Here is a 26,515-nt window from a genome sequence, read left to right on the forward strand (position 1 = left end):
CCTAGCTCCCCTTCTTCTTGAACATCGAGAGCATGCGCCGGGAGACCAGGAAGCCGCCGAAGATGTTCACCGAAGCCAAGGTCACCGCGATGAAGCCGAAGACCTGCGCCGCGGTGCTCTCGCCGAGGCCGGCGGCCAGGATGGCGCCGACGACGATGACCGAGGAGATGGCGTTGGTCACGCCCATCAGCGGGCTGTGCAGCGCTGGCGTCACGTTCCAGACCACGTAGTAGCCGACGAAGCAGGCGAGCAGGAAGATCGTCAGCAGCAGCAGGAAGGGCTCGGCGGCGGCGGCCACCGGCGCCACGTGCTGCTCGGCCAGCAGCCGCGCCTGGGCGGCCAGCTCGAGGGCGCGGTTGGCCGTGGCGCTGGCCTGATTGGCCAGGTCTGTGGGGTTCATGGGGCGGATCTCCTCAGGCGGCCTGGGCGGGCGCGAAGCTCGGGTGCACCACGGCGCCGCCGCGGGTCAGCATGACGCCTTTGACGATGTCGTCCTCGGCCGGCAGCTTCGGGACCTTCGCCTCCTTGTCCCAGAAGGTGGTCAGCAGGGTCAGCAGGTTCCGCGCGAAGAGCTGCGAGGAGGCCGCCGGGATGCGGCCGGGCCAGTTGTTGAAGCCGAGGATGGTCACGCCGCCCGGGGTGGTGAAGGCCTCGCCCGGCTTGGTCAGCGCGACGTTGCCGCCGGCGTCCGAGGCGATGTCGACGATGACGCTGCCCGGCTTCATGCTCTCGACCATCGCCGCGGTCACCAGCGTGGGGGCCTTGCGGCCCTGCACCAGGGCGGTGGTGATGACGATGTCCTGCTTGGCCAGATGGGCGGCGACGACCTCGCCCTGCTTCTGCATGAAGCCGGCGCTCATCGGCTTGGCATAGCCGCCGGCGGTCTGGGCGGCGCGGCTTTCCTCGTCCTCGTGGCCGACGAAGCTGGCGCCGAGCGACTTGATCTCCTCCTTCGCCGCCGGCCGGACGTCGGTCGCCGAGACCCGGCCGCCGAGCCGGCGGGCGGTGGCGATCGCCTGCAGCCCGGCGACGCCGGCGCCCATGACGAAGACATTGGCGGCGGGGATGGTGCCGGCCGCGGTCATCAGCATGGGGAAGCCGCGGTCGAAGGTGCTGGCGGCCTCGATGACGGCGCGGTAGCCGGCGAGGTTCGCCTGGGAGGAGAGGATGTCCATCGACTGCGCCCGGGTGATGCGCGGCAGCAGCTCCATCGCCCCGGCGTCGATACCGGCGGCGGCATAGGCGGCGGCCATCTCCGGCGTCGCCTGCAGCTGGCCCAGCATGAGCGCGCCGCGCGGGATCAGCGCCAGCTCGTCGAGCGCGCCCTCGCCGGCGGCGAGCGGGGCGCGGATCTTCAGCACGATCCCGGCGTCCTTCAGGGCGGCCGCCGCATCCGGCGCCAGCTCGGCCCCGGCGGCGGTGAATTCGGCGTCCGGTATGCCGGCACCGGCCCCAGCCCCGGCCTCGACCGCAACGGTCAGGCCGAGGGCGATGAACTTCTTGACCGTCTCGGGCGTCGCCGCGACCCGCGTCTCGGCCGGACGGCGTTCCTTCAGGACTGCTAGGCGCATGCAGGGATCCCCCTTTGGCGCCGGAACATGCTGAAACGTGAGCGGTGAGGCAAGACCATAACGCCGGCCGCCGCGCCGGGGCGCGGCGGCCGGCCCGGCGTCAGGGCGCGAGCGGCCTGACCACCGCGGCCGGGACCCGGGCCTCGGCCAGCGCCGCCGCCTGGCGTTCGGCCAGCGAGGTCTCGGTATGCTCCTCGACCAGCTCCATGAAGGCGCGGTGCCAGTTGATGTCCGCCCGCAGCCGCAGGAAGACGCTGCCGAGGCCGATCGCGGCGCGGTCCATCAACGGGAATTCGCGCGGGATCTTCACCCCGCCGGTCCGCTTCAGCCCCTCGTGCACCTTCTGCGCGATCTTGCGGCCATAGCCCACGTCGTCCGAGTACTGGATCGGCCGCACCTTGTCCTGCACCAGCGGCTCGTAGAGGAAGGTGGCCCAGAGGCTCAGCACCTCCATGGTCTCCTTCGACAGGTTGCGGAAGCCCCAGATCCGGTAGGCCTCGGCCGCCTTCTCCTGGTCGTTGTCGCGCACCGCCTCGTACAGCAGGATCACGCCGCCGACGAAGCTCGGCGGGAAGACCCGGATCGTGCCGAAGTCGAGCAGGTTGATGCCGGCGCGGTCCGGCCGCACCTGGTAATTGCCGAGATGCGGGTCGCCGTGAATGACGCCGTACTGGTAGAAGGGCTTGTACCAGGCGCGGAACAGCGACTTGGCATAGGCATTGCGCTCCTCGAGCGGCGGGTCCTCCTCCAGCCGCTTGACGATGGCCCTCCCCTCCAGCCAGTTCATGGTCAGCAGCCGCCGGGTGCAGAGCTCCTCGACCGGGGCGGGGATGGTGACATCGGACGCGCCGCGCATCATCAGGCCATAGAGGCGCATCTGCGCGGCCTCGCGGAGGTAGTCGAGCTCCTCGCGCAGCCGGTCGCACATCTCCTGGTAGACCTCGCCGTTGTCGAGGGCGCTGTCCATCCGGCGGTAGACGCTCATCGCCAGCTTGAGCTGGCGGAGGTCGGCCTCCACCACGCTCGGCATGTCCGGGTACTGCAGCTTGCAGGCGACCTCGCGGCCATCCGGCAGGGTGGCGCGGTGGACCTGGCCGAGCGAGGCGGCGGCCGCCGCCTCCCGCCCGAAGGTCCGGAAGCGGCTCTCCCAGGCCGGGCCGAGCTCGGAGCCCATGCGGCGGCGGACGAAGGGCCAGCCCATCGGCGGGGCATTGGCCTGCAGCGTCGCCAGTTCCTCGGCGTATTCGTCGGGCAGGGCATCCGGCACGGTGGACAGGAATTGCGCCACCTTCATCAGCGGGCCTTTCAGCCCGCCGAGGATGGCCTTCAGATCCTCCGCATGCGCCGCCTTGTCGGTCTTGACGCCGAAGATGCGTTCCCCGGCGACGCGGGCGGCGATGCCGCCCACGGCGCCCGAGGTCCGCGCCATCCGGCGAAGCTCGCCGAAGAGCGTGCTGTCGGGATTGCGCTCAGACATCCTGTTCCAACTCATCGATGAAGCCGGCGATCACGTCGAGGCCGCGCTGCCAGAATCCGGGGTCGGAGGCATCGAGGCCGAAGGGCGCCAGCAGATCCTTGTGCCGCAGCGTGCCGCCGGCCTTCAACAGCTCGAGGTATTTCTGCTGGAAGTCCGGCACCACGCCATCCCGGTAGACGCCGTAGAGCGCATTCACCAGGCAGTCGCCGAAGGCATAGGCATAGACGTAGAAGGGCGAATGCACGAAATGCGGGATATAGGCCCAGTAGACCCCGTAGTCCTCGGTGAAGTCGAAGGCAGGGCCGAGGCTCTCGTGCTGCACCTGCATCCAGAGCTCGGCGATCCGGTCGCTGCTCAGCTCCCCCTGGCGGCGCTCCTCGTGCAGCAGGGTCTCGAAGCGGTAGAAGGCGATCTGCCGCACCACCGTGTTCAGCATGTCCTCGACCTTGCCGGCCAGCATGAGGCGGCGGCGGGCGGGGTCGCCCTCGGCATCGAGCAGCCCGCGGAAGGTCAGCATCTCGCCGAAGACCGAGGCGGTCTCGGCCAGGGTGAGCGGCGTGCCCGACAGCAGGTAGCCCTGGCGTCCCGCCAGCACCTGGTGGACGCCATGGCCCAGCTCATGCGCCAGGGTCATCACGTCCCGCGCCTTGCCGTGGTAGTTCAGCAGCAGGTAGGGATGCGCCGAGGGCACCGTCGGGTGGGCGAAGGCGCCGCCCGACTTGCCCGGGCGCAGCGCCGCGTCGATCCAGGGGGCGCTGAAGAAGCGGGCGCCGATCTCGGCCAGCTCCGGGCTGAAGGCGCGGTAGCTGTCGAGCACGGTCTTGACCGCCTGCGGCCAGGGGATGCTGCGGTCCTGCTCGTCCGGCAGCGGCGCGTTGCGGTCCCAGTGCTGCAGCTTCTCGAGGCCGAGCCACTTCGCCTTCATCGCGTAGTAGCGATGCGACAGCCTGGGGAAGCTGGCCCGGACCGCCGTCACCAGCGCGTCGACCACCTCGTCCTCGACCATGTTGGCCCGGTTGCGGGAGGAGCCGGGGCGCGGGTACTGCCGCCAGCTGTCGATGATCTCCTTGTCCTTGGCCAGGGTGTTGGTGATCAGCGAGAACAGCCGCACCCGGCTGCCGAAGGCGGCCGAGATGCCCTCGGCGGCGGCGGCGCGCACCGCGCGGTCGCGGTCCGAGAGGCGGTTCAGCGCGGCGGAGACGGTCAGCTCCTCCTCCTGCCCCGCTGGGCCGACCTTCACCGTCATCCCGGCGATGGTCTCGTCGAACAGCCGGTTCCAGGCGGAGCGGCCGGTGACCTCCTTCTCGTGCAGCAGCCTCTCCAGCTCGTCCGAGAGCTGGTGCGGGCGGAACACCCGGAGGTCGCGCAGCCAGGGGCGCCAGCGCTCCAGCGCCCGGCTGCCGGCGAGCTTGCGCTCGATCTCGGCATCCTCCAGCCGGTTCAGCTCGAGGGTGAAGAAGATCAGGTGGCTGCTGATCGCGGTCACCCGCTCCTGCAGGGTCTGGTAGAAGCGGCCGTTGGCCGGGTCGGTCGCATCGCCGGCGAAGACCAGCTGGCCGTAGCTCATGGCACGGCCGAGCACCTCCTCGATCCGCTCCAGCGCGGCGATCGCCTCGGCCAGCCCGTCGCCCGGGAGGCCGCCGAGCTTGCCGGCGTAGCGCGCCGCCAGGGCCTTGCCGTCGAGTTCCGCCTGGTCGAGGTCGGCGGTGAGCTTCGGATCCTCCAGCGAGGCGTAGAGATCCGACAGGTCCCATTCGGGCAGCGGCCCGGTCGCCTCACCGGCGCCGGCATCCAGGGGGGAGAAGGACAGCCCTGAGGGGGCTGCGGCAGGTCGTCCGGCCGCCGCGGAATCCGCGGCGGCACGGGACGGGCTCGATGCGGGGATCGATTGGGGCTCGGCTCGGGTCACGTCCCTGCATATATGGCGTCAAGGGCCGTGGCCAAGCCGCCGGGGCGAGGCAACAGCGGCAGAGACGGGGAAGCGTGCAGAATGGCGGAACGCGGAGGCCGAACGGGGCCGCAGGCGGGGCTTGCGCGGACGTCGGGACGGATCACCGCCGGCAGCCGGAGCGGAACGCCCTGGGGCAGCCTGCCCTGGATGCTGCTGGACATCGCCCGGAAGCGCCCGGCCCGGCCGATGCTGCGGCACTGGCGGGACGGCGCCTGGCAGCGGCTGAGCTGGGGCGACTTCGCCCTCGCGGTCGCCAGCGCTGCCGCCTGGCTGCGCGCCGCCGGGGTCAGCCCCGGCGACCGGGTGCTGCTGGTCAGCGAGAGCCGGCCGGAATTCAACATCGCGGATTGCGCGCTGATGGCGATCGGCGCCGTCACCGTGCCGACCTACACGACCAATACGGTGGCCGACCACCGCCACATCCTGGCCGATTCCGGCGCCCGCATCGCCATCGCCTCGACCGCCGCCCTGGCCGCGCGCATCGCCGCGGCGGCGCCGGCGCCGCTCGAGCTGCTGCTCGGCTTCGATGCGCTGCCCGCCCCGGGGGCCGCCGGCCGGGTCGCGGCCTGGCCCGAGGTGCTGGCGACGCCGGGCGACCTGCCGATGCTGCTGGCCGAGGTCGAGCTGATCCCCCCCGGGCGGCTGGCCTGCCTGATCTATACCTCCGGCACCGGCGGCACCCCGCGCGGGGTCATGCTGCCGCACCGGGCCATGCTGGCGAACCGCGACGGCGTCGCGGCGCTGGCCGAGCGGCTGCATCTCGACGGCACCGTCTACCTCTCTTTCCTGCCGCTCTCGCACAGCTACGAGCACACGGTCGGCGTCTTCCTGCTGCCCTCGCTCGGCGTCGAGGTGGTCTACTCCCGCGGCGCCGACCGCATCGCCGCCGAATTCCAGGAATTCCAGCCGAGCATCGTCACCACCGTGCCGCGGCTCTTCGAGGTGCTGCGGACCCGGATGCTGGCCCAGCTCGAGAAGGAGGCGCCGTTCAAGCAAAAGCTGTTCCGGCGCGCCCTGGCGCTGGGGCTGAAGCGCGCCGACCGGCTGCCGCTCTCGGCCTGGGAAAGGCTGCAGGATGCGGTGCTCGACAGGCTGGTGCGGGACAAGGTGCGGGCCCGCTTCGGCGGCCGGCTGCAGGCGCTGGTCTCCGGCGGGGCGCGGCTGGACCCGGACCTGTCGGGCTTCTTCATCGGCCTCGGCCTGCCGCTGATCCAGGGCTATGGCCAGACCGAGGCCGGGCCGGTGATCGCGGTCAACCCGCCCTGGGACAACCTGCGGCAGACCGTCGGCTACCCGCTGCCCGGCGTCGAGGCGCGGCTGGCCGCGGATGGCGAGCTGCTGGTCCGCGGCGCCCTGGTGATGGACGGCTACTGGGGCAACCCGGAGGCGACCGCCGCCGCCATCCGCCCGGCCGAGGGCGACCCCCCGGGCGCGGCGCCCTGGCTGCATACCGGCGACGTCGCCAGCATCGAGGCGGCGGGCCCGGATGAGGGGCGGATCACCATCACCGACCGCAAGCGGGACTTCATCAAGACCCTCGGCGGCGACATGGTGAGCCCGGCCAAGCTGGAATCCCTGCTGATGGCCGAGCCCGAGATCGCCCAGGCGGTGGTCGCCGGCGAGGGCCAGGCCGGGGTGGTGGCGCTGCTGGTCGCGGCCGAGGGCCAGGCGGAGGGCATCGCCGAAGCGGTCGCCCGGGTGAATGCCAGGCTGTCCAGCATCGAGCGCATCCGCCGCTGGACCCTGGCACCCAGCCCCTTCTCGGTCGAGAACGGGCTGCTGACGCCGACGATGAAGGTGAAGCGCCGGGCGGTGCTGGCCCAGTACCGGGACGAGATCGCGGCCACCTACCGATAGGGAGATGCAGCATGGCGGATGACAGGGCCGGACCCAATGCCGCGCAGGCCGCCTACTGGAACGGCCCGAGCACCCGCGCCTGGGCGACCCACCACGCGCGGATCGACGCCCGCTTCGCCCCGGTGCTGGCGCGGGCGCTGGATCGGGCCGCGCCGCGGCCGGGTGCCCGGGTGCTCGACATCGGCTGCGGCAGCGGCACCTCGACCCTGGCGCTGGCCGAGCGGGTCGGGCCGCAGGGGGCGGTGCTCGGCCTCGACATCGCCGCGGACTCGGTCGCGGTGGCGGAGCGGCGGATCGCCGCGGCGGGCCTCGCCCAGGCCCGGGTGATGCTGGCCGACGCGGCGACCCACCCCTTCGCACCCGCGGGCTTCGACCTGCTGTTCTCGCGCTTCGGGGTGATGTTCTTCCTCGACCCGGTCGCCGCCTTCGGCCACATCCGGGGCGCGCTGAAGCCGGGGGCGGCGGTGGTGCTCGCGGCCTTCCGCAGCCCGGCCGAGAATGCCTGGGCGACCGGCCCGGTCGCCGCGGTCCGCCACCTGCTGCCGCCGGCGATCCCGCCGGGGCCGGAGGAGCCGGGGCAGTTCGCCTTCGCCGATCCGGCCCGGGTGCAGCGGATCCTGCTCGGGGCCGGCTTCCGCGACGTGGCGCTGGAGGCGGCGGATCTGCCGATGCGGCTCGGCGCCGACGCGGCGGAGGCGGCGGATTTCGCCATGACCATCGGCCAGGCGAGCCGCGCCGCGGCCGGCCTGCCCGAGGCGGCGCGGGCGGCGGTCCGGGAGGGCATCGCCGCCTTCTACCAGGCCCATGACAGCGCGGCGGGCGTGGTGATGCCCGCCGCGATCTGGCTGGTGACCGCGACCGCCTAGAGCAAACTCCGATCCGATGGACTCATCGGACCGGAGATTTTTGCTCGCCAGAACAACACACTAGAGCGGGGTCCGTGAGCCACTGCGAACGGAAACCGCTCTAGCGGGGCTGGCGCGCCGGCATCGGCGCCAGCGCCTCCGGATCGGCGCCGCGCGCCTCGGCGATGGCGGCGTCGCGGTCCCGCGCATCGGCGCCCTCCTCCGTGCTCAGCCAGCGGTGCAGCAGCCCGCCGGCGACGCCGCCGAGGATCGGCGCCACCCAGAACAGCCAGAGCTGCTGCAAGGCCACGCCGCCGAGCACGAAGGCCGGGCCGGCGCTGCGGGCCGGGTTCACGCTGGTATTGGTGACGGGGATGCTGATCAGGTGGATCAGCGTCAGGCAGAGGCCGATGGCGATGGGGGCGAAGCCGGCCGGCGCCCGGGCCGAGGTGGCGCCGAGGATGACCATCAGGAAGAAGAAGGTCATCACCACCTCGGTGACGAAGCCCGAGACCAGGTCGAACTTGCCGGGCGAGGCCGCGCCGAAGCCGTTCGCCGCCAGCCCCTTCACCGCTAGGTCGAAGCCCGGCTGGCCGGAGGCGATGGCATAGAGCAGGAAGGCGCCGGCCGCGGCGCCGATCACCTGCGCGGCGATGTAGGGCAGCGCCTCGCTGGCCTGGAACCGCCCGGCGGCGACCAGGCCGCAGGTGACCGCGGGGTTCAGGTGGCAGCCGGAGATGTGGCCAATGGCGAAGGCCATGGTCAGCACGGTCAGCCCGAAGGCCAGGGAGACGCCGAGCAGGCCGATGCCCACCTCGGGAAAGGCGGCGGCCAATACGGCGCTGCCGCATCCGCCCAACACCAGCCACAGCGTACCGAAGAATTCAGCGACGAGCTTGCGTGACACGAGAGGATCCTCCCACAACGGCCGCCACCGGGCCGCCGGGGGAAGATCGTATACGTTTGTCCGGCGCCGAGCCCGGCGTCGCGGAAAATTGTCACCGGATGTCACGCAACCCTTCGGGCTGTCACCTGTCGGGGCCGCAGCAACAGGCCTTGCCGGTCCCGGTCGGCGGTGTACATCCGCGGGCATGGCACGCGTGCGCATCATGGGCGCCTCCGGCAGCGGCACCTCCACCCTGGGGGCGGCGGTGGCGCAGCGGCTCGGCTGCCCGCTGCACGATGCCGACGCGCACTACTGGCTTCCCACCGACCCGCCCTTCCTCAGGCCGCGGCCGATGCCGGCCCGGCTCGAGCGGCTGCGGCGCCACCTCGGCCGCAGCGCCGACTGGGTGCTGGCGGGGGCGCTGGGCGGCTGGGGCGATGCGCTGGTGCCGGAGTTCGGGCTGGTGGTCTTCCTGCACCTGGACGCGCCGACCCGCCTCGCCCGGCTGCGGGCGCGGGAGGCGGCGCGGCATGGTGCGCGGATCGCGCCGGGCGGCGACCTGGCCGCGGTGCATGCCGCCTTCCTCGCCTGGGCCGCGGCCTATGACACCGGCGGCCTCGACCAGCAGCCGGGCGCAGCAGGAGAGCTGGCTGGCCGATCTGCCCTGCCCGGTGCTGCGGCTCGACTCCGGCGCCCCGCTGGCCGGCCTGGCGGCCGCGGTGCTGGCGGCTATTCCGGCAGCACGCTGAGCTCGAGCGGCAGCACCGCCCCCAGCCAGAGCGCATGCGCGGTATGGTCGGCCCGGGCATGGCCGGTCTCCGGGTGCACCAGCACGACCAGCCCGGCCCGGTGCAGCACCAGGAAGGACAGCAGGCCGGCCAGCAGATCCGGCGCGAAGGCGACCTGGTACATGGCGCCGGGATGCGGCCCGACCGGCCGGTCGTGCCAGCGGCCGAGCACGGCGGCGGGGAAGCGGGCCGCGATCGCCGCCCGCAGCGCCTCGGCCGCGGCGCGGGTGGTCACCGGGTCGTAGTAGACATGGGCGTGCCAGCCGGTGATCGTCGCGGCCATCGGGATCGTCCTTCCTGCGCCGCCATGCCAGCGCAACGCCCGGATGGCCGCAAGCCCCGCGCCGGGCGCATCATCCTGGCATGCCCGACAGCAGCCCCCTCCCCGACCTCCTTCCCGAAGCGCCCGCGGCCGGCGGCGACGATGCCCGCTGGGAGGCCCTGGTGGCGCGCGACCCCGCCCCGGCCGGCGGACCCTTCCTCTATGCGGTGACGACGCAGGGGGTCTTCTGCCGCCCCGGCTGCCCCTCCCGCCCGCCACTGCGGCGGAACGTCCGCTTCTACGCCGACGCCGCCACCGCCGAGGCGGCCGGCTTCCGCGCCTGCAAGCGCTGCGACCCGAAGGGCGAGCGGGCGGCGATCCATGCCGCGGCCATCGGCGCCGCCTGCGCCCTGATCGAGGCCAGCGAGGGCATCCCCTCGCTCGCCGCCCTGGCCGGGCGCGCCGGCTATGCCCGGCACCATTTCCTCCGCCTGTTCAAGGAGATCACCGGCGTGACCCCGCATTCCTATGCCGCCTCCGTCCGCGCCCGCCGGCTGCAGGCCTCGCTCGCCGCCGGCGACCGCGTCGCCGAGGCCGTCGCCGGCGCCGGCTACGGCAGCGAGAGCCGGGTCTACGAGGCCCCCGGCCGGGTGCTCGGCATGACCCCCGGCGCGGCCCGGCGCGGCGGCGCCGGCGAGACCATCCGCATCGCCACGGCCGTCAGCGCCCTGGGCCCGGTGATGATCGGCGCCACTGACAGCGGCGTCTGCTTCATCGGCTTTGCCGAGGATTTCGGGACGCTGGAGGGCGACCTCCGCCAGCGCTTCCCGCAGGCGCGGATCGAGGCGGCTCCCGAGGCGCTGGCCGGGACGGTGCGGCAGGTGGTGGGCTTCCTGGCGGAGCCGAGAGCCGCGCTGGCCCTGCCGCTCGACCTGCGCGGCACCGCCTTCCAGCGCCGGGTTTGGGAGGCGCTGCAGGCCATCCCCTTCGGCCAGACCAGGACCTATGGGGAGATGGCGGTCGCCATCGGGGCGCCGAAGGCGGTGCGGGCGGTGGCCCGGGCCTGCGCGCAGAACCATGTCTCCCTGGCGGTGCCCTGCCACCGGGTGGTGGGCAAGGACGGCGACCTGACCGGCTACCGCTGGGGGGTGCCGCGCAAGCGGGCGCTGCTGGCGCAGGAGAAGGCGGCGGCCAAGGCCTAGCCCGCACGCGGGCGTTCCACCCGATGCCGGGAATGCCCTAGCATCCGCCCAAGCAAGACGGATGGGGAGCGGGCGATGGCCAGGCAGGCGCATTCCGGCGCGGCGGAGGGGCCGGGCATCCAGGCCCTGGGCTATGTCGGGATCGAGGCGACCAGCCCGGCGGACTGGGCCGGCTTCGGCACCGGCCTGCTCGGGCTGCAGCTCGCCGAGCGCAGCGCGGCGCAGCTGGTCTTCCGCATGGACGACCGCCGGCAGCGGCTGGTGGTGACCCCAGGCGCGCGGGACGGCGCCCGCTGCTTCGGCTGGGAGGTCGCCGATGCCGCGGCGCTGGAGGCGCTGGCCGCCCGGCTGGAGGCGGCCGGGGTGGCGGTCGCCCGCGGCGACGCGGCGCTGGCGGCGCAGCGGCGCGTCGCCGGGCTGGTGGTGGCCGCCGACCCGGCGGGCAACCGGATCGAGCTGGTCCACGGCGCCGAGGCCGCCGACGCGCCCTTCCGGCCGGGGCGCTGCATCAGCGGCTTCCGTACCGGCGCGCTCGGCATGGGCCATGCGGTGCTGACGGTGGAGCGGGCGGCGCCGGTGCTCGCCTTCTACCGCGACCTGCTCGGCTTCGGGGTCTCCGACTACGTCACCCACCCCTTCACCGCCTGGTTCCTGCACGTGAACGGGCGGCACCATTCGCTGGCGCTGATCGAGACCGGCAGCGCCGGGCTGCACCACCTGATGCTCGAGCTGTTCAGCCTCGACGACGTCGGCCAGGGCTACGACCTGGCCCAGCTCGAGGACGGCCGCGTCGCCACCACCCTCGGGCGCCACACCAACGACTACATGACCAGCTTCTACGCCCGCACCCCCGGCGGCTTCCTGGTGGAGTACGGCTGGGGCGGCCGCGTGGTGGACCCGGCGCGCTGGCAGCCGGTGGAGATGACCTCGGGGCCGAGCCTCTGGGGGCATGAGCGGTCCTGGGGCTCGCCGGAGATGCGGGCCGAGGCGCGGCGGCTGATGCTGCAGGCCGCCGCCGCCGGCGAGCGGGCGCCGGTGCAGGTGCTGCCGGGCAACCACGCGGTGATGCCCGGCGCCTGCCCCTGGTGGGACCAGCTGCGGGCGGCCGAATGATGCGGCGGCGCGGGTTGCTCGGCGCCGCGGCGCTGGCGCTGCCGGCGGCGGGGCGGGCGCAGGAGGCGCCGCCGCCGGGCCTGGCCGGGAAGCCGGTGCGGATCGTGATCGGCTTCACCCCCGGCGGGGCGGTCGACATCCTGGCCCGCGCGGTGGCGCCGCGGCTGGGCGAGGCGCTGGGCCAGCCGGTGGTGGTGGAGAACCGGCCGGGCGCCGGCGCGGCGATCGCCACCGAGGCGGTGGTGCGCGCCCCGCCGGACGGGCTGACCCTCGGCTATGCCAGCGTCGGCGTGCTGGTGGTGGCGCCGCTGGTCTTCCGCGACCTGCCCTACGACCCGGCGCAGGACCTCCAGCCGGTCGGGCTGCTGGCGGATATCGCCAATGTGCTGGTGGTGCCGCCCTCCCGCCCCTGGCACCGGCTGGAGGAATTTCTCGCCGCGGCGCGGGCGCGGCCGGGCTCGCTGAACTGGGGGCATAGCGGGGTCGGCACGGCGGGCTTCCTCGCGGCCTACCTGCTCGACCAGATGGCGGGGATCTCGACCGTCGGCGTCGCCTATCGCGGCGGGGCGCCGCTGGCGACCGACCTCATGGGCGGGCGGCTGGATTATGCGCTCTCGACCTCGGCCAGCGTGCTGGGACAGATCCGCGAGGGCAAGCTGCGGGCGCTGGCGGTCTCCTCCCCGGTGCGGCAGCCCTGGCTGCCGGAGGTGCCGACCATCGCCGAGGCGGGGGTGCCGGGCTTCGGCGTCGCCGGCTGGGGCGGGCTGGTGGTGCCGCGCGCCACGCCGGCGCCGATCGTGGCGCGGCTGGAGGCGGCACTGCGGGAGACGGTGGCCGATGCCGGCGTGCGGGCGCTGTTCCACCGCAACGGGCTGCTGCCGCTGGAGGGCGGGGCGGCGGATTTCGCCGCGCTCTGGGCCAGCGAGACGGCGCGCTGGACCCCGGTGATCAGGGCCAGCGGCGCCAGGCCGGACTGATCAGAGGGTCGGCCCGTTCGCCCCGGGATCGAGCGGGTAGATCGGCCGTCGCACGTTGCGGAACGTGAGCTGGCCATAGTCCGAGGTGCAAACGCCGATGCCGGCGCATTCGACGATCTCGCGCGCCAGCGGGCCGAGCGCGGCGCGCCAGTGCACCCGGCTCTTGATCGCCAGGTAGCGCTTGTCGCGCGGCTCGATGCCGAGGATGCGGAACATGTCGGGCGAGACCGGCTCGATCTGCCGCGTCACCAGCACGATCTCGACCGCGCCGGTATCGAGCACCACGGTCGGGCCCATGTAGACCTTGAGCCCGGGCGAGAGCCCCGCCTTGGTGACGAAGGTGCCGGCCGAGATGGTCTTCACCGTGCCGGTCACCGTCAGCGGCCTGGAGGATTGCGGCAGCGCCGGCATCGGCAGCTTGCCGCCGAGGGCCAGGGTGACGGTGGCGCCGATCCCGGCCGCCTGGCAGGCGGCGACGGCTTCCGGGTCGCAGAGGCCGAAGAAGGCGACATCCTCCAGGCCCTGGCGCAGGATCTCGGCCAGGGTCTCGGTCGTGTCCATGGTGCCGCCGCTGGCGCAATTGTCGTAGTGGTCGAGCAGCACGACGGGAAGATCCGCCCTGGTCGCGCCGGCGGCCTTGGCGCGGGCGACGCTTTCCGCCAGCGGCTCGGGCCTGAAGGTGAAGTCCTGCCGCGCCTTCCAGGCGAAGTCGATCAGCTCGGCCACCATGGCCTGGGCTTCGGCCGGATCGTCGTCGGTGGTGACCACGGCGGAGAGGCCGGCGTATTCGATGTCGGCATGCGGGAAGCCGACGTAGAGGCTGGCGGCCAGCGCCCGGCCGCTGGCCTCCCAGCCGGCGCAGAGTGCCTGCAGCTCGCGGTTGGGGAAGGCATGGGTGCCCTGGGCCATGACGTGGGGCAGCATCGGCGCCCGGGCCCAGGCGGTGGTCGGCTTCACCTCCCCGGCCAGGACGCGCAGTAGGATGCGGGCGGCGCGCTCGGCGGTCTCGGCCTGATCGACGTGGGGATAGGTGTGGTAGCCGCAGGTGACGACCGGGCCTTCCACCATATTGGCATGGACGTTGGCGTGCATGTCGTAGGCGATGGCGATCGGCGTGGTGCCGTCGATGGCGCGGATGCGGCGGACCAGCTCGCCCTCGCCGTCGTCGAAGCCCTCGGCGACCATGGCGCCGTGCAGGTCGAGCAGGATGCCGTCATGGCCGCCGGCGGCGACCGCCGCGCAGATGCTGTCGCAGAAGCCCTCATAGGCCGCAGCCTCGACCTTGCCGCTGGGCGGGGCATGGGCGGCGATGGACATGGTGACCGCAGCGCCGGCTTCCTCGGCGACCTTGAGGAAGCCGCCGAGGCAGGTGCCGGTGTCGCGGTAGAAGTCGATCGCGGCCTGGCCCTCCAGCAGCGCGCCGCCGGTGCGGCAGAAGCGCTCCCGCGGGGTCGGCACCGGGGAGAAGGTATTGGTCTCGTGCGAGAGGGCGGCGAGCAGCAGGCGCATGGAGGGGCTCCCGGACGTATTGCGGCGGGCATGGTGACGGGGCGAAGCTGCCCCGCCAAGAGGAGACGCGACCATGCCCCGCCCCGCCCGCCGCCTGCCCGTCCCGCGCGCCATGATCGTCGCCCCGCAGCCCGAGGCGGTGGAGGCCGGCGCCGCCATGCTGGCCGCCGGCGGCAATGCGCTGGATGCGGCGCTGGCCTGCGCCCTCACGCAGGGCGTGGTGGACCCGATGATGTGCGGCATCGGCGGCATCGCCACCCTGCAGATCCTCGACCCCGCGACCGGGACGCATCTCGTGCTGAACGGCCTCGGCACCTGCCCCGGCGCGGCGCGGGAGGACATGTGGGCGGACGCCTTCGAGGGCGAATGCGCCGATGGCTTCGGCTATCGCGTCAAGGGCTACGTGAACGAGCGCGGGCCGCTGGCGGTGACGGTGCCCGGCGCGCTCCGGGTCTTCGCGGATGCCCATGCCCGGCTGGGGCGGAAGCCCTGGGCGGCGCTGTTCGATGCGGCGATCGGCTTCGCCGAGGAAGGCTGGATCATCCGGCCGCATGTGCATGCCATGTTCACCATGGATGAGCGGCCCTACGGGAGGCTCAGCTATGTCGAGAAGCTCGGCCACACCGAGGAGGGCCGGGCGCTCTACCTGCGGCCGGACGGGACGCCGAAGCGCCTGGGCGAGGCGGTGCGCAACCCGGCGCTGGCCGCCACCCTGCGCGGCCTGGCCCGCGACGGGGCGGAGGATTTCTACACCGGCGGCCTGGCGCGGCGGATCGTCGCCGACATGGAGGCCAAGGGCGGGCTGCTGTCGCTCGCCGACCTCGCCGGCTTCCGCGCCGCCGAGAGCGCGCCGCTGCTGGTCCCCTACCGCGGCTTCACCGTGGCGCTGCCGGAGCCGCCGGCCGGCGGCGTGGTGGTGGGCGAGATGCTGCGCATCCTCGAGCGCTTCGACCTGGTGGCGCTGGGCCACAACACGCCGGCCTATATCGCGGTGGTGGCGGAGGCGATGAAGCTGGCCGGGCTCGACAAGGAGGCGCATGTCGGCGACCCCGCCTTCCGCGAGGTGCCGGTCGGGATGCTGCTGTCGGATGCCTATGCCGATGCACTGGCGGCGCGCATCCGGGCGGGCGAGCGGGCCTCGCTCGTGCGGGCGGTCAGCGATGCGCCGAATACCACGCATGTCTCCTGCACGGACGCGGACGGCATGGTCGTCTCCATGACCCATACGCTGGCGGTCCCCTCCGGCGTCATCCCGCCGGGGACCGGCTTCATGCTGAACGGGGCGATGAACTGGATGGACCCGCGGCCGGGGCGGGCCGGCTCGATCGCGCCGGGCAAGCGGCGTTATTCCTCGATGAGCCCGACGATCGTGCTGGAGGGCGCGCGGCCGGTGGCGACGCTGGGCGCGCCGGGCGGGGCCTGGATCACCGTCGCGGTGATGCAGGTGCTGCTGAACCTGCTGGACTGGGGGATGGGCATGCAGGAGGCGGTGAGCGCGCCGCGCTTCTCGGCGACGAGCGAGACGGTGGACCTCTCCAACCGCATCCCGCGTGGCGTGGAGAAGGCGCTGCAGGCGGAGGGCCATGCGACCAAGCGCAGCTACCAGAGCTACGCCTTCGCCGGGGTGCATGGAATCTCGCTGTGGGATGGCGTGCCGGAGGGTGGGGCCGATCCACAGCGGGATGGCTATGCTGCGGGGGTTTAAGGAAGGTTGGGGGAAGGTATTCCCCCGTTGGACGCATGCGTCCAACCCCATCTATTTCTACGCTTTAAGATGAGAAAACGAAGGGGGTCCGGGGGAAGTGCCTTCCCCCGGCCTTGCCTTCACCGGTAGCCGGGATCGCTCAGGTTGGTCAGCGGGAAGCTGCTGTGCACATGCGGCTGCACCACCGGCGACACCGGGTGCAGGTAGCTGCCGTCCAGCTGCCCGAAGCTGGTGACGCCGAGCAGGCCGAGCACCTCATGCACCTCGGTCTCCAGCAGCTTGAACATCTGCGCCACGCCCGCCTCGCCCGCCGCGGCCAGGGCGTAGCAGTACATCCGGCCCAAGCCGACCAGCTCGGCGCCGAGGATGACCGCCTTGACGATATCCGAACCGCGGACGAAGCCGCCGTCGACCCAGACCTTGGCGCGGCCCTCGACCGCCTTCACCACCTCCGGCAGCACGTCGAGCGAGCCGCGGCCGTGGTCTAGCTGCCGGCCGCCGTGGTTCGAGACATAGACGATCTCGACCCCATGCTCGACCGCCATCGCCGCATCCTCGGCGGTGGCGATGCCCTTCAGCGCGACGGGGATGTCGTACTTGTCCTTGAAGCGCTTGATCTCGTCCCAGTTCAGCGCCGCCTGGAAATGCTGGCCGGTGGCGCGGGCGCGCCAGGGCTTGACGAAGCGCTTGGCGATGTCGCGCTCGCGGCGGCTGTAGATGGCGGTATCCACCGTGAAGCAGAAGGCGTCGTAGCCGTGGTCGATGGCGCGTTTCGCCACCTCGTCGATCCAGGCGCTGTCGCCGCGGACATAGAGCTGGAAGACCTTGGGCCCCTTCCCCGCCGCCGCCATGGGCTCGAGCCCCGGCATGGAGACGGAGGAGACCATGATCGGGACGCCGAACTCGGCCGCGGCGCGGGCCGCCGGAGCGCCGCCCTCGGGATCGAAATTCTCGAGGCCGCCGACCGGGGCCAGCATGATCGGCAGGGTGATCGGGCGGCCGAGGAAGCGGCCGGTGAGATCGATAGTCGAGACGTCGCGCAGCACCCGCGGACGGAAGGCGAGGCTGTCGATGGCGGCGCGGTTGCGCATCATCGTCGTCTCGGTCTCGGTCGCGCCGACCAGGTAGTCCCAGTTGCCCGGGCTCAGGCGGCCTTTGGCTTCCTTGACGAACTCATGCAGCGTCTGGAAGGGGCTCTCGGCTTCGTTGGACATGGCTTCACTTCCCTCCGAGGTAGTCTTTGGTCCAGCGCTGGTAATCGCCCTCGCGGGTGATGCGGCCCATCAGCCCGCCGGTCGGCAGGCCGGGCAGGTCCTTGGGCTGGGTGCCGTCGCGCAGCGCCTTCAGCGTGGCATAGACCGCCTGCTGCGCCGCCATGATCGGCTGGTGGCCCTGCAGCGCGACGCGGACGCCGCGGGCGGCGAGATAGGCCTTGTCGTTGATCTCGGTGCCCTCGACGCCGCCGACGATGATCGGCAGGGTGGCGACGGCCGAGACGGCGTCCAGCTCGGCCCGGGTCTTGATGCCGGTGTAGAACAGCGCATCGGCACCGCTGGTGGTATAGGCCTTGGTGCGGGCGACCGCATCCTCGATGCCGTTGACCGAGACGACGCCGCTGCGGGCGACGATGCAGAAGGAGGGATCGTCGCGGGCCGCCAGCGCGGCGCGGACCTTGCCCATGCCTTCCTCGATCGAAATCAGCGTGACCTTGCCGTCGCCATGCGGGCGCGGCAGCACGGTGTCCTCCAGCGTCATGGCGGCGACGCCGGAATTCTCCATCTCCTCGCAGGTGCGCATGGCGTTCAGCGCATTGCCGTAGCCGTGGTCGGCATCGACCAGCACCGGCAGGGTCTTCACCGCGCGGCAGATGCGCCGCGCCTGCTCGGCGAATTCCGACAGGGTCAGGACGATGAGGTCGGGCGCGCCGAGCACGGTGAGCGAGGCGGTCGAGCCCGCGTACATGCCGACCTCGAAGCCGAGCTCCTCGGCGATGCGGGCCGACATCGGGTCGAAGACCGAGCCGGGATGGACGCAGACGGGGCCGGCGAGGACGTTGCGGAACCGCATGCGGCGGTCGGTGACGGAATTCACGGGATCATCCCTCCAGGGCGGGCAGGTTGACCCAGCGCCGCGCGTTGTGGCTTTCGTGGCAGGCTTCGATCAGCTGCAACCCGCGGGCAGCCTGGGCCAGCGAGGCGGTATTCGGCGCATCCTCGGCGATGTGGCGGAGGTAGAGCTCCCAGGCCTGGCGGTAGCTGTTCTTGAACGGGACCATGTCGGGGACTTCCGCCCATTGACTGCGGAAATCCATGGCCTGCGGCGCCTGCACCGGGAAGACCGGCTTCGGCGTATTGGCCAGCGACTGGGTCCAGCACTGCTGCAGGGTGGCGACGGCGGAGCCCTGGGTCCCTTCCGCGGTCACCACCAGCATGTCGTCACGGCGGATGCGCGTCGCCCAGCTGCTGAAGATCTCGCCGACAACGCCGCCGGGGCATTCGAGGATGGCGCGGGCCTCGTCCTCGACGTCGACGTCGTAGGGTCGGTGCTGCTCGTCCCAGCGCCTCGGCTGCGCGGTCCGCATGTGGCAGGTGAGCGCGGTCGGGGCGCCGAACAGGTGGTCGATGACGTAGCGCCAGTGCGGGAACATGTCGAGCACCAGCCCGCCGCCGGTCGCTTTCCTGTAGTTCCAGGAGGTGCGCTGCGCCGGGATATGCTCGCCATCGAAGACCCACCAGCCGAATTCCAGCTTCATCGACAGCAGCCTGCCGAGGCTGCCGAGGTTCAGCACGGTCTTCAGCTTGGCCAGCCCCGGCAGGTGGATCTTGTCCTGCATGACGGCGTGCTTGGCGCCGGCGGCCTCGGCCTCGGCGCGCAGGGCGACGACCTCGGCCAGCGTCTCGGCGACCGGCTTCTCCAGGTAGATGTGCTTGCCGGCGGCGAGCGCCCGGCGGGCCAGTTCCGGCCGGCCGCCACCGAAGGCGCATTCGAAGAAGAGCTCGTCCTCGGGGTTGGCCAGGGCCGCATCGAGGTCGGTCGTCCAGCGGGTGACGCCGAGGCGATGCGCCAGCGCCTCCAGCTTGTCCGGGGTGCGGCCGACAAGGATGGGGTCGGGCAGCAGCCGGTCGCCGTTGGCCAGAGGCAGCCCGCCCTCGGCGCGGATCGGCAGCAGGCTGTTGATCAGGTGCTGGGTGGTGCCGATGCGGCTGGTCGCCCCATGCATGATGATGCCGATGCGGCGCGTGGCCATGGCTCCCGGAGTCCCCCCTGCCCTAGTGCGGCCTGTGTAGCACCACCGGCGTCCGCGTGAAGGTGCGGCGGCCGCGCTTGAAGCCCATCAGGGTCGGCGCGATCTCGCGGATGGCGGCCACCGGGTCGGGGGCATCCACCAGGATAAGGTCGGCCGGGTTGCCCACCGCGATGCCGTAGTCGGACTTCCGCAGCAGCTTCGCGGAATTGCTGGTGAACATGCCCCAGGTATCGCGCAGCGCCTCCGGCATCGCCTGCTGCACGACGTTCGCATAGAGGTTGGCCATGCGGATGAGCTGCCCGTCGCCCATCGGGGTGAAGGCATTCAGGATATTGTTCGAGGAGATCGAGCAGGTGACGCCGAGCCGGTGCAGCCGGTTGGCGTCGGCCACGCTACGCTCGACCCGATGATCCCTGTCGCGGCCGCCGAGGTAGAGGTCGGTCGAGGGCAGCACCGTCAGCGCCACGCCGGCATCGGCCATGCGCCTGGCCATCGCGTCCAGCTCCGGCAGCGGCATGGTCGAGAGCTTGGTCAGGTGGCCGCAGGCGACCCGGCCGCCCCAGCCGTATTGCTCGGTCAGGTCGCAGACCAGGCGGGTGTCGAGATGCGCGGCGGAGGATCCGCTGTCGACATGCATGTCGATGTCGGCGTCGTATTCCCGGGCCAGCTCGAAGACCCGGCGAATCTGCCCGGCCGGGTCGCTGTCGTAGCTCGGCGCGGCGCCGACCACGCGGGCGCCGTTGCGCAACGCCGCGACCATCAGCGCGTCGGTGCCGGGGTTGTTCAGCAAGCCCTCCTGCGGCATCACGCAGATCTCGATGTCGATGGCCCATCTGTAGGCCTCGACCAGCGCCTTGACGCCCTCGAAGCCGCGCAGCCCGACCAGCGGGTCCACCTCGACATGGGTGCGCATGGTGGTGGCGCCGTGGCCAATGCATTTCTGCAGGGTGCGGCTGGCGCGGTCGGTGACGTCCTCGACCGAGAAGGTGGATTTGATGGCGCTGGTCCGCTCCATCGCGCGGTGGGGGAAGCGGCCGGTCTCGCAGGCGCAGCGGTCGATGGTGCAGGTCTTGTCGAGGTGGATATGGGTCTCGACGAAGCCGGGGGAGACCAGCCGGCCGCCGCACTCCACCACCTCGGCGGCCTCGGCGGGGAGGCCCAACGCCAGCGCCGCGATCACCCCGCCGGCGACGCCGATGTCGGTGGCGGTGCCATCCGGCAGCCGGGCATCGCGGAGGATGAGGTCGAAGCTCATCCGAGCTTCTCCGCCGCGGTCGCATAGGGGATGTTGCGGCCGCCGTAGCGCCGCACCCGGACATTGGCCTGCTCGGCATGGCCGGCGAAGCCCTCGAGCATGCAGAGGCGGGAGCAGACCTCGCCGATGCCGGCGCTGGCGGCATCGGTCAGCACCCGCTGGTAGGTCACGGTCTTCAGGAACTTGCCGACCCAGAGCCCGCCGGTATAGCGCGCCGCGCCCTGGGTCGGCAGGGTGTGGTTGGTGCCGATGACCTTGTCGCCGAAGGCGACGTTGGTGCGCGGGCCGAGGAAGAGCGCCCCGTAGTTGGTCATCTTCTGCAGGAACAGATCGTCGTTCCGCGTCATCACCTGCACATGCTCGGAGGCGATGCGGTCGGCCTCGACCACCATCTCCTCCAGGCTGTCGCAAACGATCACCTCGCCGTAGTCGCGCCAGGACTGCCGGGCGACCTCGGCGGTGGGCAGGATGCCCAGCAGCCGCTCGACCTCGGCCATGGTCTCCCGCGCGAGCTTTTCCGAGTTCGTCAGCAGGATGGCGGGGCTGGTCGGGCCGTGCTCGGCCTGGCCGAGCAGGTCGGTGGCACAGATCTCGGCATCGACCGACTCGTCGGCGATGACCAGCGTCTCGGTCGGCCCGGCGAACAGGTCGATGCCGACCCGGCCGTAGAGCTGCCGCTTCGCTTCGGCGACGAAGGCATTGCCAGGGCCGACCAGCATGTCGACCGAGGGGATGCTCTCGGTCCCCAGCGCCATGGCGCCGACGGCCTGGACGCCACCGAGGCAGTAGATCACGTCGGCGCCGGCCAGATGCTGGGCCGCGACGATCGCCGGCGCCGGCTTGCCGTGGTAGGGCGGCGCGCAGGTGACGATGCGCGGCACCCCGGCGACCTTGGCGGTGACGACGGACATGTGCGCGGAGGCCAGCAGCGGATACTTGCCGCCGGGCACGTAGCAGCCGACAGAATTCATGGGGATGTTCTTGTGCCCCAGCACCACCCCAGGCAGCGTCTCGACCTCGATATCCTTCAGCGCGGCCCGCTGGTGCTCGGCGAAGTTGCGGACCTGGGCCTGGGCGAAGCGGATGTCCTCGAGGTCCTGGCCGGTCAGCTCATCGAGGCAGGCTTTGATCTCGGCATCGGTCAGCCGGTAGTCGATCCGGTCCCAGCCGTCGAACTTGACCGAGTATTCGCGCACCGCCGCATCGCCGCGCCTGGCGATATCGGCCAGCAGGCCCTCGACGATGCCGCGGACCTTGGTATCCGCATCGGCCTTGTCGGCGGCGGAGATGCTTGTCTTCAACCAGCGTGCCATAGGTCGCAGTCCTTTATTCGGCGGTCCAGCCGCCGTCGACGAGCAGCGCGGAGCCCGTCATCAGAGAAGACGCATCGGAAGCGAGGAAGACCACCGGGCCCATCAGCTCCTCCACCTGGCCGACCCGGCCGAGCTTGAGCTTGGAGAGGACCCAGGCGGAGAATTCCGGCTTCTCGAAGAAGGGCCGGGTCAGCGGCGTCTCGATGAAGGTGGGGCCGATGGTATTGGCGCGGATCCCCAAGGGGGCGAGCTCGATCGCCATCACCTTGGTCCAGCCCTCCATGGCGAATTTGCTGGCGCAGTAGACGCTGCGGTTGGGCCCGCCGACATGGCCCATCTGCGAGGAGACGTTGATGATGGAACCCCGCACGCCCTCGGCGGCCATGCGCCGGGCGACGGCCTGCGCCGCGAAGAAGCAGCCGCGCAGGTTCAGCCCCATCACCGCGTCGAAATCCCCCTCCGTCACCTCGAGGAACTGGGCGTGGCGGGCCGAGCCGGCGTTGTTGACGAAGGCATGGTAGGCCGGGCGGGCGGCGATGGCGGCCTGGACCCCGGCGATATCGGCGATGTCGAGCACCAGCGTATCGGCGGTGCCGCCCGCCGCCCGGATCGCCGCGGCGGCGGCCTCGATCTCGGCGGCGGTGCGGGAGAGCAGGGTGACGGCAGCCCCCGCGGCGGCCAGGGCGGCGGCGGCGGCCAGGCCGATGCCCCGCCCGGCGCCACTGACCAGGGCGCGGCGGCCATCGAGGCGGAAGCTCGGGGTGGTCGGCAGGGTGATCGGCATGGGCGGCAGACTACAAGCCCGGGCGCTGCGGTCCAGGGGGTTGCCACCCCGGGGTCCGCCCCGGAAGATGCCGCAACGACCGCGGGGCCACGCCGCGGCGACCGGAGGGACCCCGATGAATCGCCTATCCGCCGCGCTGGCCGGCGCGGCCATCGCCATGCTCGCGACCGCCGCGCAGGCCCAGACACGCTGGGTCATGGCCACGCCCTATGCCGAGCAGAACTACCACACCCGCAATGTCCGCAGCTTCCTCGGCGAGGTGGAGCAGGCGACCCAGGGCCGGCTGGCGATCCAGGCGCATCACAACGGCAGCCTGCTGCCGCTGCCGCAGATCAAGCGGGGGGTGCAGACCGGCCAGGTGCAGCTCGGCGAGGTGCTGCTGTCCATCCACGGCAACGAGGACCCCTTCTTCGAGGCCGACAGCATCCCCTTCCTGGCCGATACCTGGGAGGCGACGGCGGCGCTCACCCAGGCGACCGAGCCCTTCATCCGCGCCCGGCTGGAACGCCAGGGGCTGACCCTGCTCTCCCTGGTCCCCTGGCCGAGCCAGGGCTTCTATACCCGGACGCCGCTGACCGCCCTCGCCGAGCTGCGCGGCACCCGCTTCCGCGCCTACAACACCCTGACCACCCGCTTCGCCGAGCTGCTGGGCGCCCAGCCGGTGACGGTGCAGGTGCCGGACATCCCCCAGGCCTTCGCCACCAACCTGGTCAACGTGCTCTTCACCGCGGCGCAGACCGGGGTCGATACCAGCGCCTGGGACTTCAGCCGGCACTTCCTCGATGTCGGCGGCATGCGGGCGAAGAACGCCATCTTCGCCAATAGCCGGGCGCTGGCGGCGCTGGAGCCGGCGGTGCGCTCCGCCCTCATCGCCGCGGCGAAGCAGGCCGAGGCCCGCGGCACCGAGATGGCGCGGGCCGCCGAGAGCGAGGCAACGGAACGACTGCGCAGCCATGGCATGACCGTGGCCTCGGCGCCGGCCGAGATGCAGACCCAACTGCGCGAGATCGGGGCGAAGCAGACCCAGGAATGGCTGGCCCGGGCCGGCCAGGACGGCGGCCAGATGCTGGAGCGCTATCGCGCCCTCGTCAGCCGCTGACGCCCCCCGCATACTGCACCGCAGCAAGCGGGGCGGAGGCGATCATGGTGGCATTGGTGACGGGTGCGCAGCAGGGAATCGGGCGCGCCTGCGCCCTCGGCCTCGCCGCGGCGGGGCACGACGTGGCGATCAACTGGCTGGACGACCGCGCGGCGGCGGAGGCGGTGGCCGAGGCCGTACGCGCCGCAGGCCGGCAGGCGGTGCTGGTGCAGGGGGATGTCGGCGCCGGGGCCGCCGCCTGCGCCGCGGTGGTGCAGAAGGCGATCGAGGACTTCGGGCGGATCGACGTGCTGGTGAACAATGCCGGGATCTTCCCTCGCGTCGATTTCCTGGCGATGACCGAGGCGGATTGGGACCAGGTGCTCGCGGTGAACCTGAAGGGCAGCGCTTTCTGCGCCCAGGCGGCAGCGCGGGCCATGGTGGCGGCGGGGATCAAGGGCTCGATCATGAACCTCAGCTCCTCCGCGGTGCGGGGCACGCCCGTGGGCGTCCATTACAGCGCGACCAAGAACGGCGTGGTCGGCATCACCCGCTCCATGGCCCTGGCCCTGGCGCCGCACGGCATCCGGGTGAATGCCATCGCCCCCGGCCTGACCGATACCGCCCAGCCCCGCTACGGCAACAGCGATGCCGAGGTCCGCGCCATGGGGGCGGCGCTGCCGCTGGGGCGGCTCGGGACGCCCGAGGATATCGCCGCCATGGCGGTCTTCCTCGCCTCGCCCCAGGCGGCCTGGATCACCGGGCAGGTCTACCACGTGAACGGCGGCGGCTACATGCCGTAGGAGCCTATTCCAGCAGCAGGTCGCGCAGCCGGGCGAGGCGCGCGGCACCGAGGCCGAGGCCGCGCTCGAGCAGTACCGGCACCGAGCCGCCATGCGCCGCCTCGGCGGCGTCCAGCGCGGCCTCGAGCAGCGCCGGATGGGTGCCGAGCAGGGCCTCGGCCAGCGGCTTCGGGGTCTCCGGCGGCAGGGCGAAGTCGCGCTGCCAGAGCCGGTCGGTGGCGACGTAATCGGCCAGCACCGTCTGCCGGCTGGCGCCGAGGGCGGTGAGGACGAGCGCGGCGCCGAGCCCGGTGCGGTCCTTGCCCGCCGAGCAATGGAACAGCAGGGCATGCCGCGCCGGGTCCAGCAGCAGCTCGAACAGCCCGCGGTAGGCGCCGATGAAGCGGGTGCCGTAGTCGAGGTAGGCGGTGCGCAGCAGGGCGACCACGTCCTCCCCGGTCGATTGCTCCCGCCGCATCAGGTCGCGCAGCGAGGCGCCGACGCTGGGCTCGATCGGCAGCGCGACCCGCGCCGCCCCCGCCGGCAGGCGGGAGGGGTGCTGCGCCGCCTCGGCCACCCCGCGGAGGTCGCAGACCGTCCGCAGACGCAGCCCCGCGATGGTGTCGACGTCCCGCGGCGTCAGCGCCGCCAGGGTGGCGGAGCGGAACAGGATGCCGCGCCTCACCCGGCGGCCGTCGGCCACAGGCCAGCCGCCGAGGTCGCGGAGGTTGGAGGCGCCTTCGAGCGGCACGGCATGGGGCAGGTCCAAGGCTGGGGCACTCCTGTCGGGGCCGCGGCGGGTCGCCGGGGGGCCACGGGTTGACGCGGGGCAATTCCGCTGCGGACAATCGCCCAACACCCGGAGGAACCCAAGCATGTCATCCCTATTCGACCTCAGCGGAAAGGTCGCCGTCGTCACCGGCGGCTCGCGCGGCATCGGCCGGGCCATCGCCGAGCGCATGGCCGAGCACGGCGCCAAGGTTGTCGTCTCCTCGCGCAAGCTGGATGCCTGCCAAGTGGTGGTCGATGCCATCACCGCGAAGGGCGGCACCGCCGTCGCCATGGCCTGCAACATCGGCCGCAAGCCGGAACTGCAGGCGCTGGCGGACGAGACCATCAAGCTCTGGGGCGGGGTCGACATCCTGGTCTGCAACGCCGCCATCAACCCGCATTTCGGCCCGGCCATGGGTATCGCCGACGACATCTTCGACAAGATGATGGCGACCAACATCAAGTCGAACATGTGGCTGTCCCACATGTGCATCCCCAGCATGGAGGCCCGCGGCGGCGGGGCGATCGTGATCGTCTCCTCGATCGGCGGCTTCAAGGGCTCGGTCAACCTCGGCGCCTATGCCATCACCAAGGCGGCGGACCTGCAACTGGCGCGGAACCTGGCGGTCGAATGGGGGCCGAAGAACATCCGGGTGAACTGCATCGCCCCCGGCTTGGTGCGGACCGACTTCGCCCGGGCGCTGTGGGAGGACCCGGTGAACTACAAGAAGCGGACCCGCGACACGCCATTGAAGCGGATCGGCGAGCCGGACGAGATCGCCGGCGCCGCGGTCTTCCTGGCCTCGCCTGCCGGCAGCTTCATGACCGGGCAGCACATGATCATCGACGGCGGCGTGCTCTGCGGCGCCCCGGCCAATAGCGACGACTGAGCCGGCCGCGGCACCCCGGGCCGGGCATGGCACGCGCCCGGGGAACGCCCGCCCTCGTGGCGCGCTGCTTGCATGAGATCTGGCACCCGGAGGGCCGGCGGCCATCCGCGGGCGGCGCGGCGGACATCGGTCGCAGCGCCCGGACTTGGCGTTTCCAAGTGTAACTGCAAACTTAACGCGGTCTGCAAATGGTCTTCGAGCCGTTTTAATGCCGCTCGATGAAACCGCACAGATGCGGCTGAGCCAACCCAG

At 72.2% G+C, this 26,515-nt stretch carries 24 protein-coding genes; 10 read left to right on the forward strand and 14 right to left on the reverse strand.

Annotation, left to right across the window (positions count from 1 at the left end; all coding sequences use genetic code 11):
* Position 1: 1 nt before the first annotated feature.
* The 4 genes from QWZ14_RS02400 to QWZ14_RS02415 all read right to left on the reverse strand — a co-directional run bounded on the left by QWZ14_RS02400 (position 2) and on the right by QWZ14_RS02415 (position 4,858).
* Complete coding sequence (locus QWZ14_RS02400; RefSeq protein ID WP_290314967.1) at positions 2-400, reverse strand: NAD(P) transhydrogenase subunit alpha; 399 nt, start codon at positions 398-400, stop codon at positions 2-4.
* Between the two features lie 13 nt (positions 401-413).
* Complete coding sequence (locus QWZ14_RS02405) at positions 414-1,571, reverse strand: Re/Si-specific NAD(P)(+) transhydrogenase subunit alpha (RefSeq protein WP_290314968.1); 1,158 nt, start codon at positions 1,569-1,571, stop codon at positions 414-416.
* Positions 1,572-1,671: 100 nt separating this feature from the next.
* Positions 1,672-3,048 carry an ABC1 kinase family protein gene (locus QWZ14_RS02410; RefSeq protein WP_290314969.1) on the reverse strand — a complete coding sequence of 459 codons (1,377 nt, stop codon included), beginning with the start codon at positions 3,046-3,048 and terminating at the stop codon, positions 1,672-1,674.
* On the reverse strand, positions 3,041-4,858 hold the full coding sequence (locus QWZ14_RS02415; protein WP_290315035.1) for a M3 family oligoendopeptidase: 1,818 nt from the start codon (positions 4,856-4,858) through the stop codon (positions 3,041-3,043). The genes QWZ14_RS02410 and QWZ14_RS02415 overlap by 8 nt, the downstream gene beginning before the upstream one ends.
* A 180-nt stretch (positions 4,859-5,038) precedes the next feature.
* On the opposite strand from QWZ14_RS02415, the gene QWZ14_RS02420 reads away from it, so the two are divergent.
* Together QWZ14_RS02420 and QWZ14_RS02425 are read left to right on the forward strand one after the other, a co-directional pair.
* Complete coding sequence (locus QWZ14_RS02420) at positions 5,039-6,856, forward strand: AMP-dependent synthetase/ligase (RefSeq protein WP_290314970.1); 1,818 nt, start codon at positions 5,039-5,041, stop codon at positions 6,854-6,856.
* 11 nt (positions 6,857-6,867) lie between these two features.
* Positions 6,868-7,722 (forward strand): class I SAM-dependent methyltransferase, encoded by an 855-nt coding sequence (locus tag QWZ14_RS02425; protein ID WP_290314971.1) that lies wholly within the window; start codon positions 6,868-6,870, stop codon positions 7,720-7,722.
* A 100-nt stretch (positions 7,723-7,822) separates the two neighbouring features.
* Here QWZ14_RS02425 and aqpZ read toward each other — a convergent pair whose 3' ends face one another.
* A complete protein-coding gene (gene aqpZ, locus QWZ14_RS02430; protein ID WP_290314972.1) occupies positions 7,823-8,608 on the reverse strand; it encodes an aquaporin Z in 786 nt (261 codons plus the stop codon).
* Between the two features lie 581 nt (positions 8,609-9,189).
* Here aqpZ and QWZ14_RS02435 point away from each other — a divergent pair.
* Positions 9,190-9,336 (forward strand): hypothetical protein, encoded by a 147-nt coding sequence (locus QWZ14_RS02435; protein WP_290314973.1) that lies wholly within the window; start codon positions 9,190-9,192, stop codon positions 9,334-9,336.
* Here the strand turns inward: QWZ14_RS02435 and QWZ14_RS02440 are convergent.
* On the reverse strand, positions 9,317-9,658 hold the full coding sequence (locus tag QWZ14_RS02440; RefSeq protein ID WP_290314974.1) for a DOPA 4,5-dioxygenase family protein: 342 nt from the start codon (positions 9,656-9,658) through the stop codon (positions 9,317-9,319). The genes QWZ14_RS02435 and QWZ14_RS02440 overlap by 20 nt on opposite strands.
* 80 nt (positions 9,659-9,738) lie before the next feature.
* Between QWZ14_RS02440 and ada the strand changes: the two genes are divergently transcribed.
* The 3 genes from ada (at position 9,739) to QWZ14_RS02455 (ending at position 12,929) form a co-directional block, all read left to right on the forward strand.
* On the forward strand, positions 9,739-10,839 hold the full coding sequence (ada, locus tag QWZ14_RS02445) for a bifunctional DNA-binding transcriptional regulator/O6-methylguanine-DNA methyltransferase Ada (protein ID WP_290314975.1): 1,101 nt from the start codon (positions 9,739-9,741) through the stop codon (positions 10,837-10,839).
* Between the two features lie 75 nt (positions 10,840-10,914).
* Positions 10,915-11,952: a VOC family protein gene (locus QWZ14_RS02450; RefSeq protein ID WP_290314976.1), complete on the forward strand. Its 1,038-nt coding sequence runs from the start codon at positions 10,915-10,917 to the stop codon at positions 11,950-11,952.
* The gene (locus tag QWZ14_RS02455) at positions 11,949-12,929 is read left to right on the forward strand and encodes a Bug family tripartite tricarboxylate transporter substrate binding protein (RefSeq protein ID WP_290314977.1); all 981 of its coding nucleotides are present in this window, start codon (positions 11,949-11,951) and stop codon (positions 12,927-12,929) included. The genes QWZ14_RS02450 and QWZ14_RS02455 overlap by 4 nt, the downstream gene beginning before the upstream one ends.
* Here the strand turns inward: QWZ14_RS02455 and QWZ14_RS02460 are convergent, their stop codons facing one another.
* Positions 12,930-14,438: a M81 family metallopeptidase gene (locus tag QWZ14_RS02460; protein WP_290314978.1), complete on the reverse strand. Its 1,509-nt coding sequence runs from the start codon at positions 14,436-14,438 to the stop codon at positions 12,930-12,932.
* Between the two features lie 73 nt (positions 14,439-14,511).
* Here QWZ14_RS02460 and QWZ14_RS02465 point away from each other — a divergent pair, with 73 nt between their 5' ends.
* Complete coding sequence (locus QWZ14_RS02465) at positions 14,512-16,143, forward strand: gamma-glutamyltransferase family protein (RefSeq protein WP_290314979.1); 1,632 nt, start codon at positions 14,512-14,514, stop codon at positions 16,141-16,143.
* 119 nt (positions 16,144-16,262) lie between these two features.
* Here QWZ14_RS02465 and QWZ14_RS02470 read toward each other — a convergent pair whose 3' ends face one another.
* From QWZ14_RS02470 to QWZ14_RS02495, 6 genes are read right to left on the reverse strand one after another with little or no spacing between them, the layout of a single operon-like run.
* The gene (locus QWZ14_RS02470; protein WP_290314980.1) at positions 16,263-17,357 is read right to left on the reverse strand and encodes an alpha-hydroxy acid oxidase; all 1,095 of its coding nucleotides are present in this window, start codon (positions 17,355-17,357) and stop codon (positions 16,263-16,265) included.
* A 4-nt stretch (positions 17,358-17,361) separates the two neighbouring features.
* On the reverse strand, positions 17,362-18,234 hold the full coding sequence (locus tag QWZ14_RS02475; RefSeq protein ID WP_290314981.1) for an isocitrate lyase/PEP mutase family protein: 873 nt from the start codon (positions 18,232-18,234) through the stop codon (positions 17,362-17,364).
* Positions 18,235-18,238: 4 nt separating this feature from the next.
* Entirely contained in the window at positions 18,239-19,390 is a 1,152-nt protein-coding gene (locus QWZ14_RS02480; RefSeq protein WP_290314982.1) for a Gfo/Idh/MocA family protein, read from the reverse strand.
* Positions 19,391-19,412: 22 nt separating this feature from the next.
* A complete protein-coding gene (locus QWZ14_RS02485) occupies positions 19,413-20,645 on the reverse strand; it encodes an amidohydrolase family protein (RefSeq protein WP_290314983.1) in 1,233 nt (410 codons plus the stop codon).
* Positions 20,642-21,958: a histidinol dehydrogenase gene (gene hisD / locus QWZ14_RS02490; protein ID WP_290314984.1), complete on the reverse strand. Its 1,317-nt coding sequence runs from the start codon at positions 21,956-21,958 to the stop codon at positions 20,642-20,644. The genes QWZ14_RS02485 and hisD overlap by 4 nt, the downstream gene beginning before the upstream one ends.
* A gap of 13 nt (positions 21,959-21,971) precedes the next feature.
* Positions 21,972-22,742 (reverse strand): SDR family NAD(P)-dependent oxidoreductase, encoded by a 771-nt coding sequence (locus tag QWZ14_RS02495; RefSeq protein WP_290314985.1) that lies wholly within the window; start codon positions 22,740-22,742, stop codon positions 21,972-21,974.
* A 115-nt stretch (positions 22,743-22,857) separates the two neighbouring features.
* Here QWZ14_RS02495 and QWZ14_RS02500 point away from each other — a divergent pair, with 115 nt between their 5' ends.
* The gene (locus QWZ14_RS02500) at positions 22,858-23,841 is read left to right on the forward strand and encodes a TRAP transporter substrate-binding protein (RefSeq protein ID WP_290314986.1); all 984 of its coding nucleotides are present in this window, start codon (positions 22,858-22,860) and stop codon (positions 23,839-23,841) included.
* 44 nt (positions 23,842-23,885) lie between these two features.
* Positions 23,886-24,623, forward strand: a complete 738-nt coding sequence (locus QWZ14_RS02505; RefSeq protein WP_290314987.1) for an SDR family NAD(P)-dependent oxidoreductase — start codon at positions 23,886-23,888, stop codon at positions 24,621-24,623.
* 4 nt (positions 24,624-24,627) lie between these two features.
* Here the strand turns inward: QWZ14_RS02505 and QWZ14_RS02510 are convergent, their stop codons facing one another.
* A complete protein-coding gene (locus tag QWZ14_RS02510; RefSeq protein ID WP_290314988.1) occupies positions 24,628-25,371 on the reverse strand; it encodes a tyrosine-protein phosphatase in 744 nt (247 codons plus the stop codon).
* Between the two features lie 106 nt (positions 25,372-25,477).
* Between QWZ14_RS02510 and QWZ14_RS02515 the strand changes: the two genes are divergently transcribed.
* A complete protein-coding gene (locus QWZ14_RS02515) occupies positions 25,478-26,263 on the forward strand; it encodes an SDR family NAD(P)-dependent oxidoreductase (protein ID WP_290314989.1) in 786 nt (261 codons plus the stop codon).
* Positions 26,264-26,515 lie beyond the last annotated feature (252 nt).

Origin of the sequence: Paeniroseomonas aquatica (genome assembly GCF_030409335.1) — a bacterium.
GTDB classification, from domain to species: domain Bacteria; phylum Pseudomonadota; class Alphaproteobacteria; order Acetobacterales; family Acetobacteraceae; genus Belnapia; species Belnapia aquatica.

Bases quoted from the DNA above. Each gene is read 5' to 3' on its own strand.
- QWZ14_RS02400 (WP_290314967.1), bottom strand. From the start codon at position 400: ATGAACCCCACAGACCTGGCCAATCAGGCCAGCGCCACGGCCAACCGC.
- QWZ14_RS02405 (WP_290314968.1), bottom strand. From the start codon at position 1,571: ATGCGCCTAGCAGTCCTGAAGGAACGCCGTCCGGCCGAGACGCGGGTC.
- QWZ14_RS02410 (WP_290314969.1), bottom strand. From the start codon at position 3,048: ATGTCTGAGCGCAATCCCGACAGCACGCTCTTCGGCGAGCTTCGCCGG.
- QWZ14_RS02420 (WP_290314970.1), top strand. From the start codon at position 5,039: ATGGCGGAACGCGGAGGCCGAACGGGGCCGCAGGCGGGGCTTGCGCGG.
- QWZ14_RS02425 (WP_290314971.1), top strand. From the start codon at position 6,868: ATGGCGGATGACAGGGCCGGACCCAATGCCGCGCAGGCCGCCTACTGG.
- QWZ14_RS02435 (WP_290314973.1), top strand. From the start codon at position 9,190: ATGACACCGGCGGCCTCGACCAGCAGCCGGGCGCAGCAGGAGAGCTGG.
- QWZ14_RS02440 (WP_290314974.1), bottom strand. From the start codon at position 9,658: ATGGCCGCGACGATCACCGGCTGGCACGCCCATGTCTACTACGACCCG.
- ada (WP_290314975.1), top strand. From the start codon at position 9,739: ATGCCCGACAGCAGCCCCCTCCCCGACCTCCTTCCCGAAGCGCCCGCG.
- QWZ14_RS02450 (WP_290314976.1), top strand. From the start codon at position 10,915: ATGGCCAGGCAGGCGCATTCCGGCGCGGCGGAGGGGCCGGGCATCCAG.
- QWZ14_RS02455 (WP_290314977.1), top strand. From the start codon at position 11,949: ATGATGCGGCGGCGCGGGTTGCTCGGCGCCGCGGCGCTGGCGCTGCCG.
- QWZ14_RS02460 (WP_290314978.1), bottom strand. From the start codon at position 14,438: ATGCGCCTGCTGCTCGCCGCCCTCTCGCACGAGACCAATACCTTCTCC.
- QWZ14_RS02465 (WP_290314979.1), top strand. From the start codon at position 14,512: ATGCCCCGCCCCGCCCGCCGCCTGCCCGTCCCGCGCGCCATGATCGTC.
- QWZ14_RS02470 (WP_290314980.1), bottom strand. From the start codon at position 17,357: ATGTCCAACGAAGCCGAGAGCCCCTTCCAGACGCTGCATGAGTTCGTC.
- QWZ14_RS02480 (WP_290314982.1), bottom strand. From the start codon at position 19,390: ATGGCCACGCGCCGCATCGGCATCATCATGCATGGGGCGACCAGCCGC.
- QWZ14_RS02485 (WP_290314983.1), bottom strand. From the start codon at position 20,645: ATGAGCTTCGACCTCATCCTCCGCGATGCCCGGCTGCCGGATGGCACC.
- hisD (WP_290314984.1), bottom strand. From the start codon at position 21,958: ATGGCACGCTGGTTGAAGACAAGCATCTCCGCCGCCGACAAGGCCGAT.
- QWZ14_RS02495 (WP_290314985.1), bottom strand. From the start codon at position 22,742: ATGCCGATCACCCTGCCGACCACCCCGAGCTTCCGCCTCGATGGCCGC.
- QWZ14_RS02500 (WP_290314986.1), top strand. From the start codon at position 22,858: ATGAATCGCCTATCCGCCGCGCTGGCCGGCGCGGCCATCGCCATGCTC.
- QWZ14_RS02505 (WP_290314987.1), top strand. From the start codon at position 23,886: ATGGTGGCATTGGTGACGGGTGCGCAGCAGGGAATCGGGCGCGCCTGC.
- QWZ14_RS02515 (WP_290314989.1), top strand. From the start codon at position 25,478: ATGTCATCCCTATTCGACCTCAGCGGAAAGGTCGCCGTCGTCACCGGC.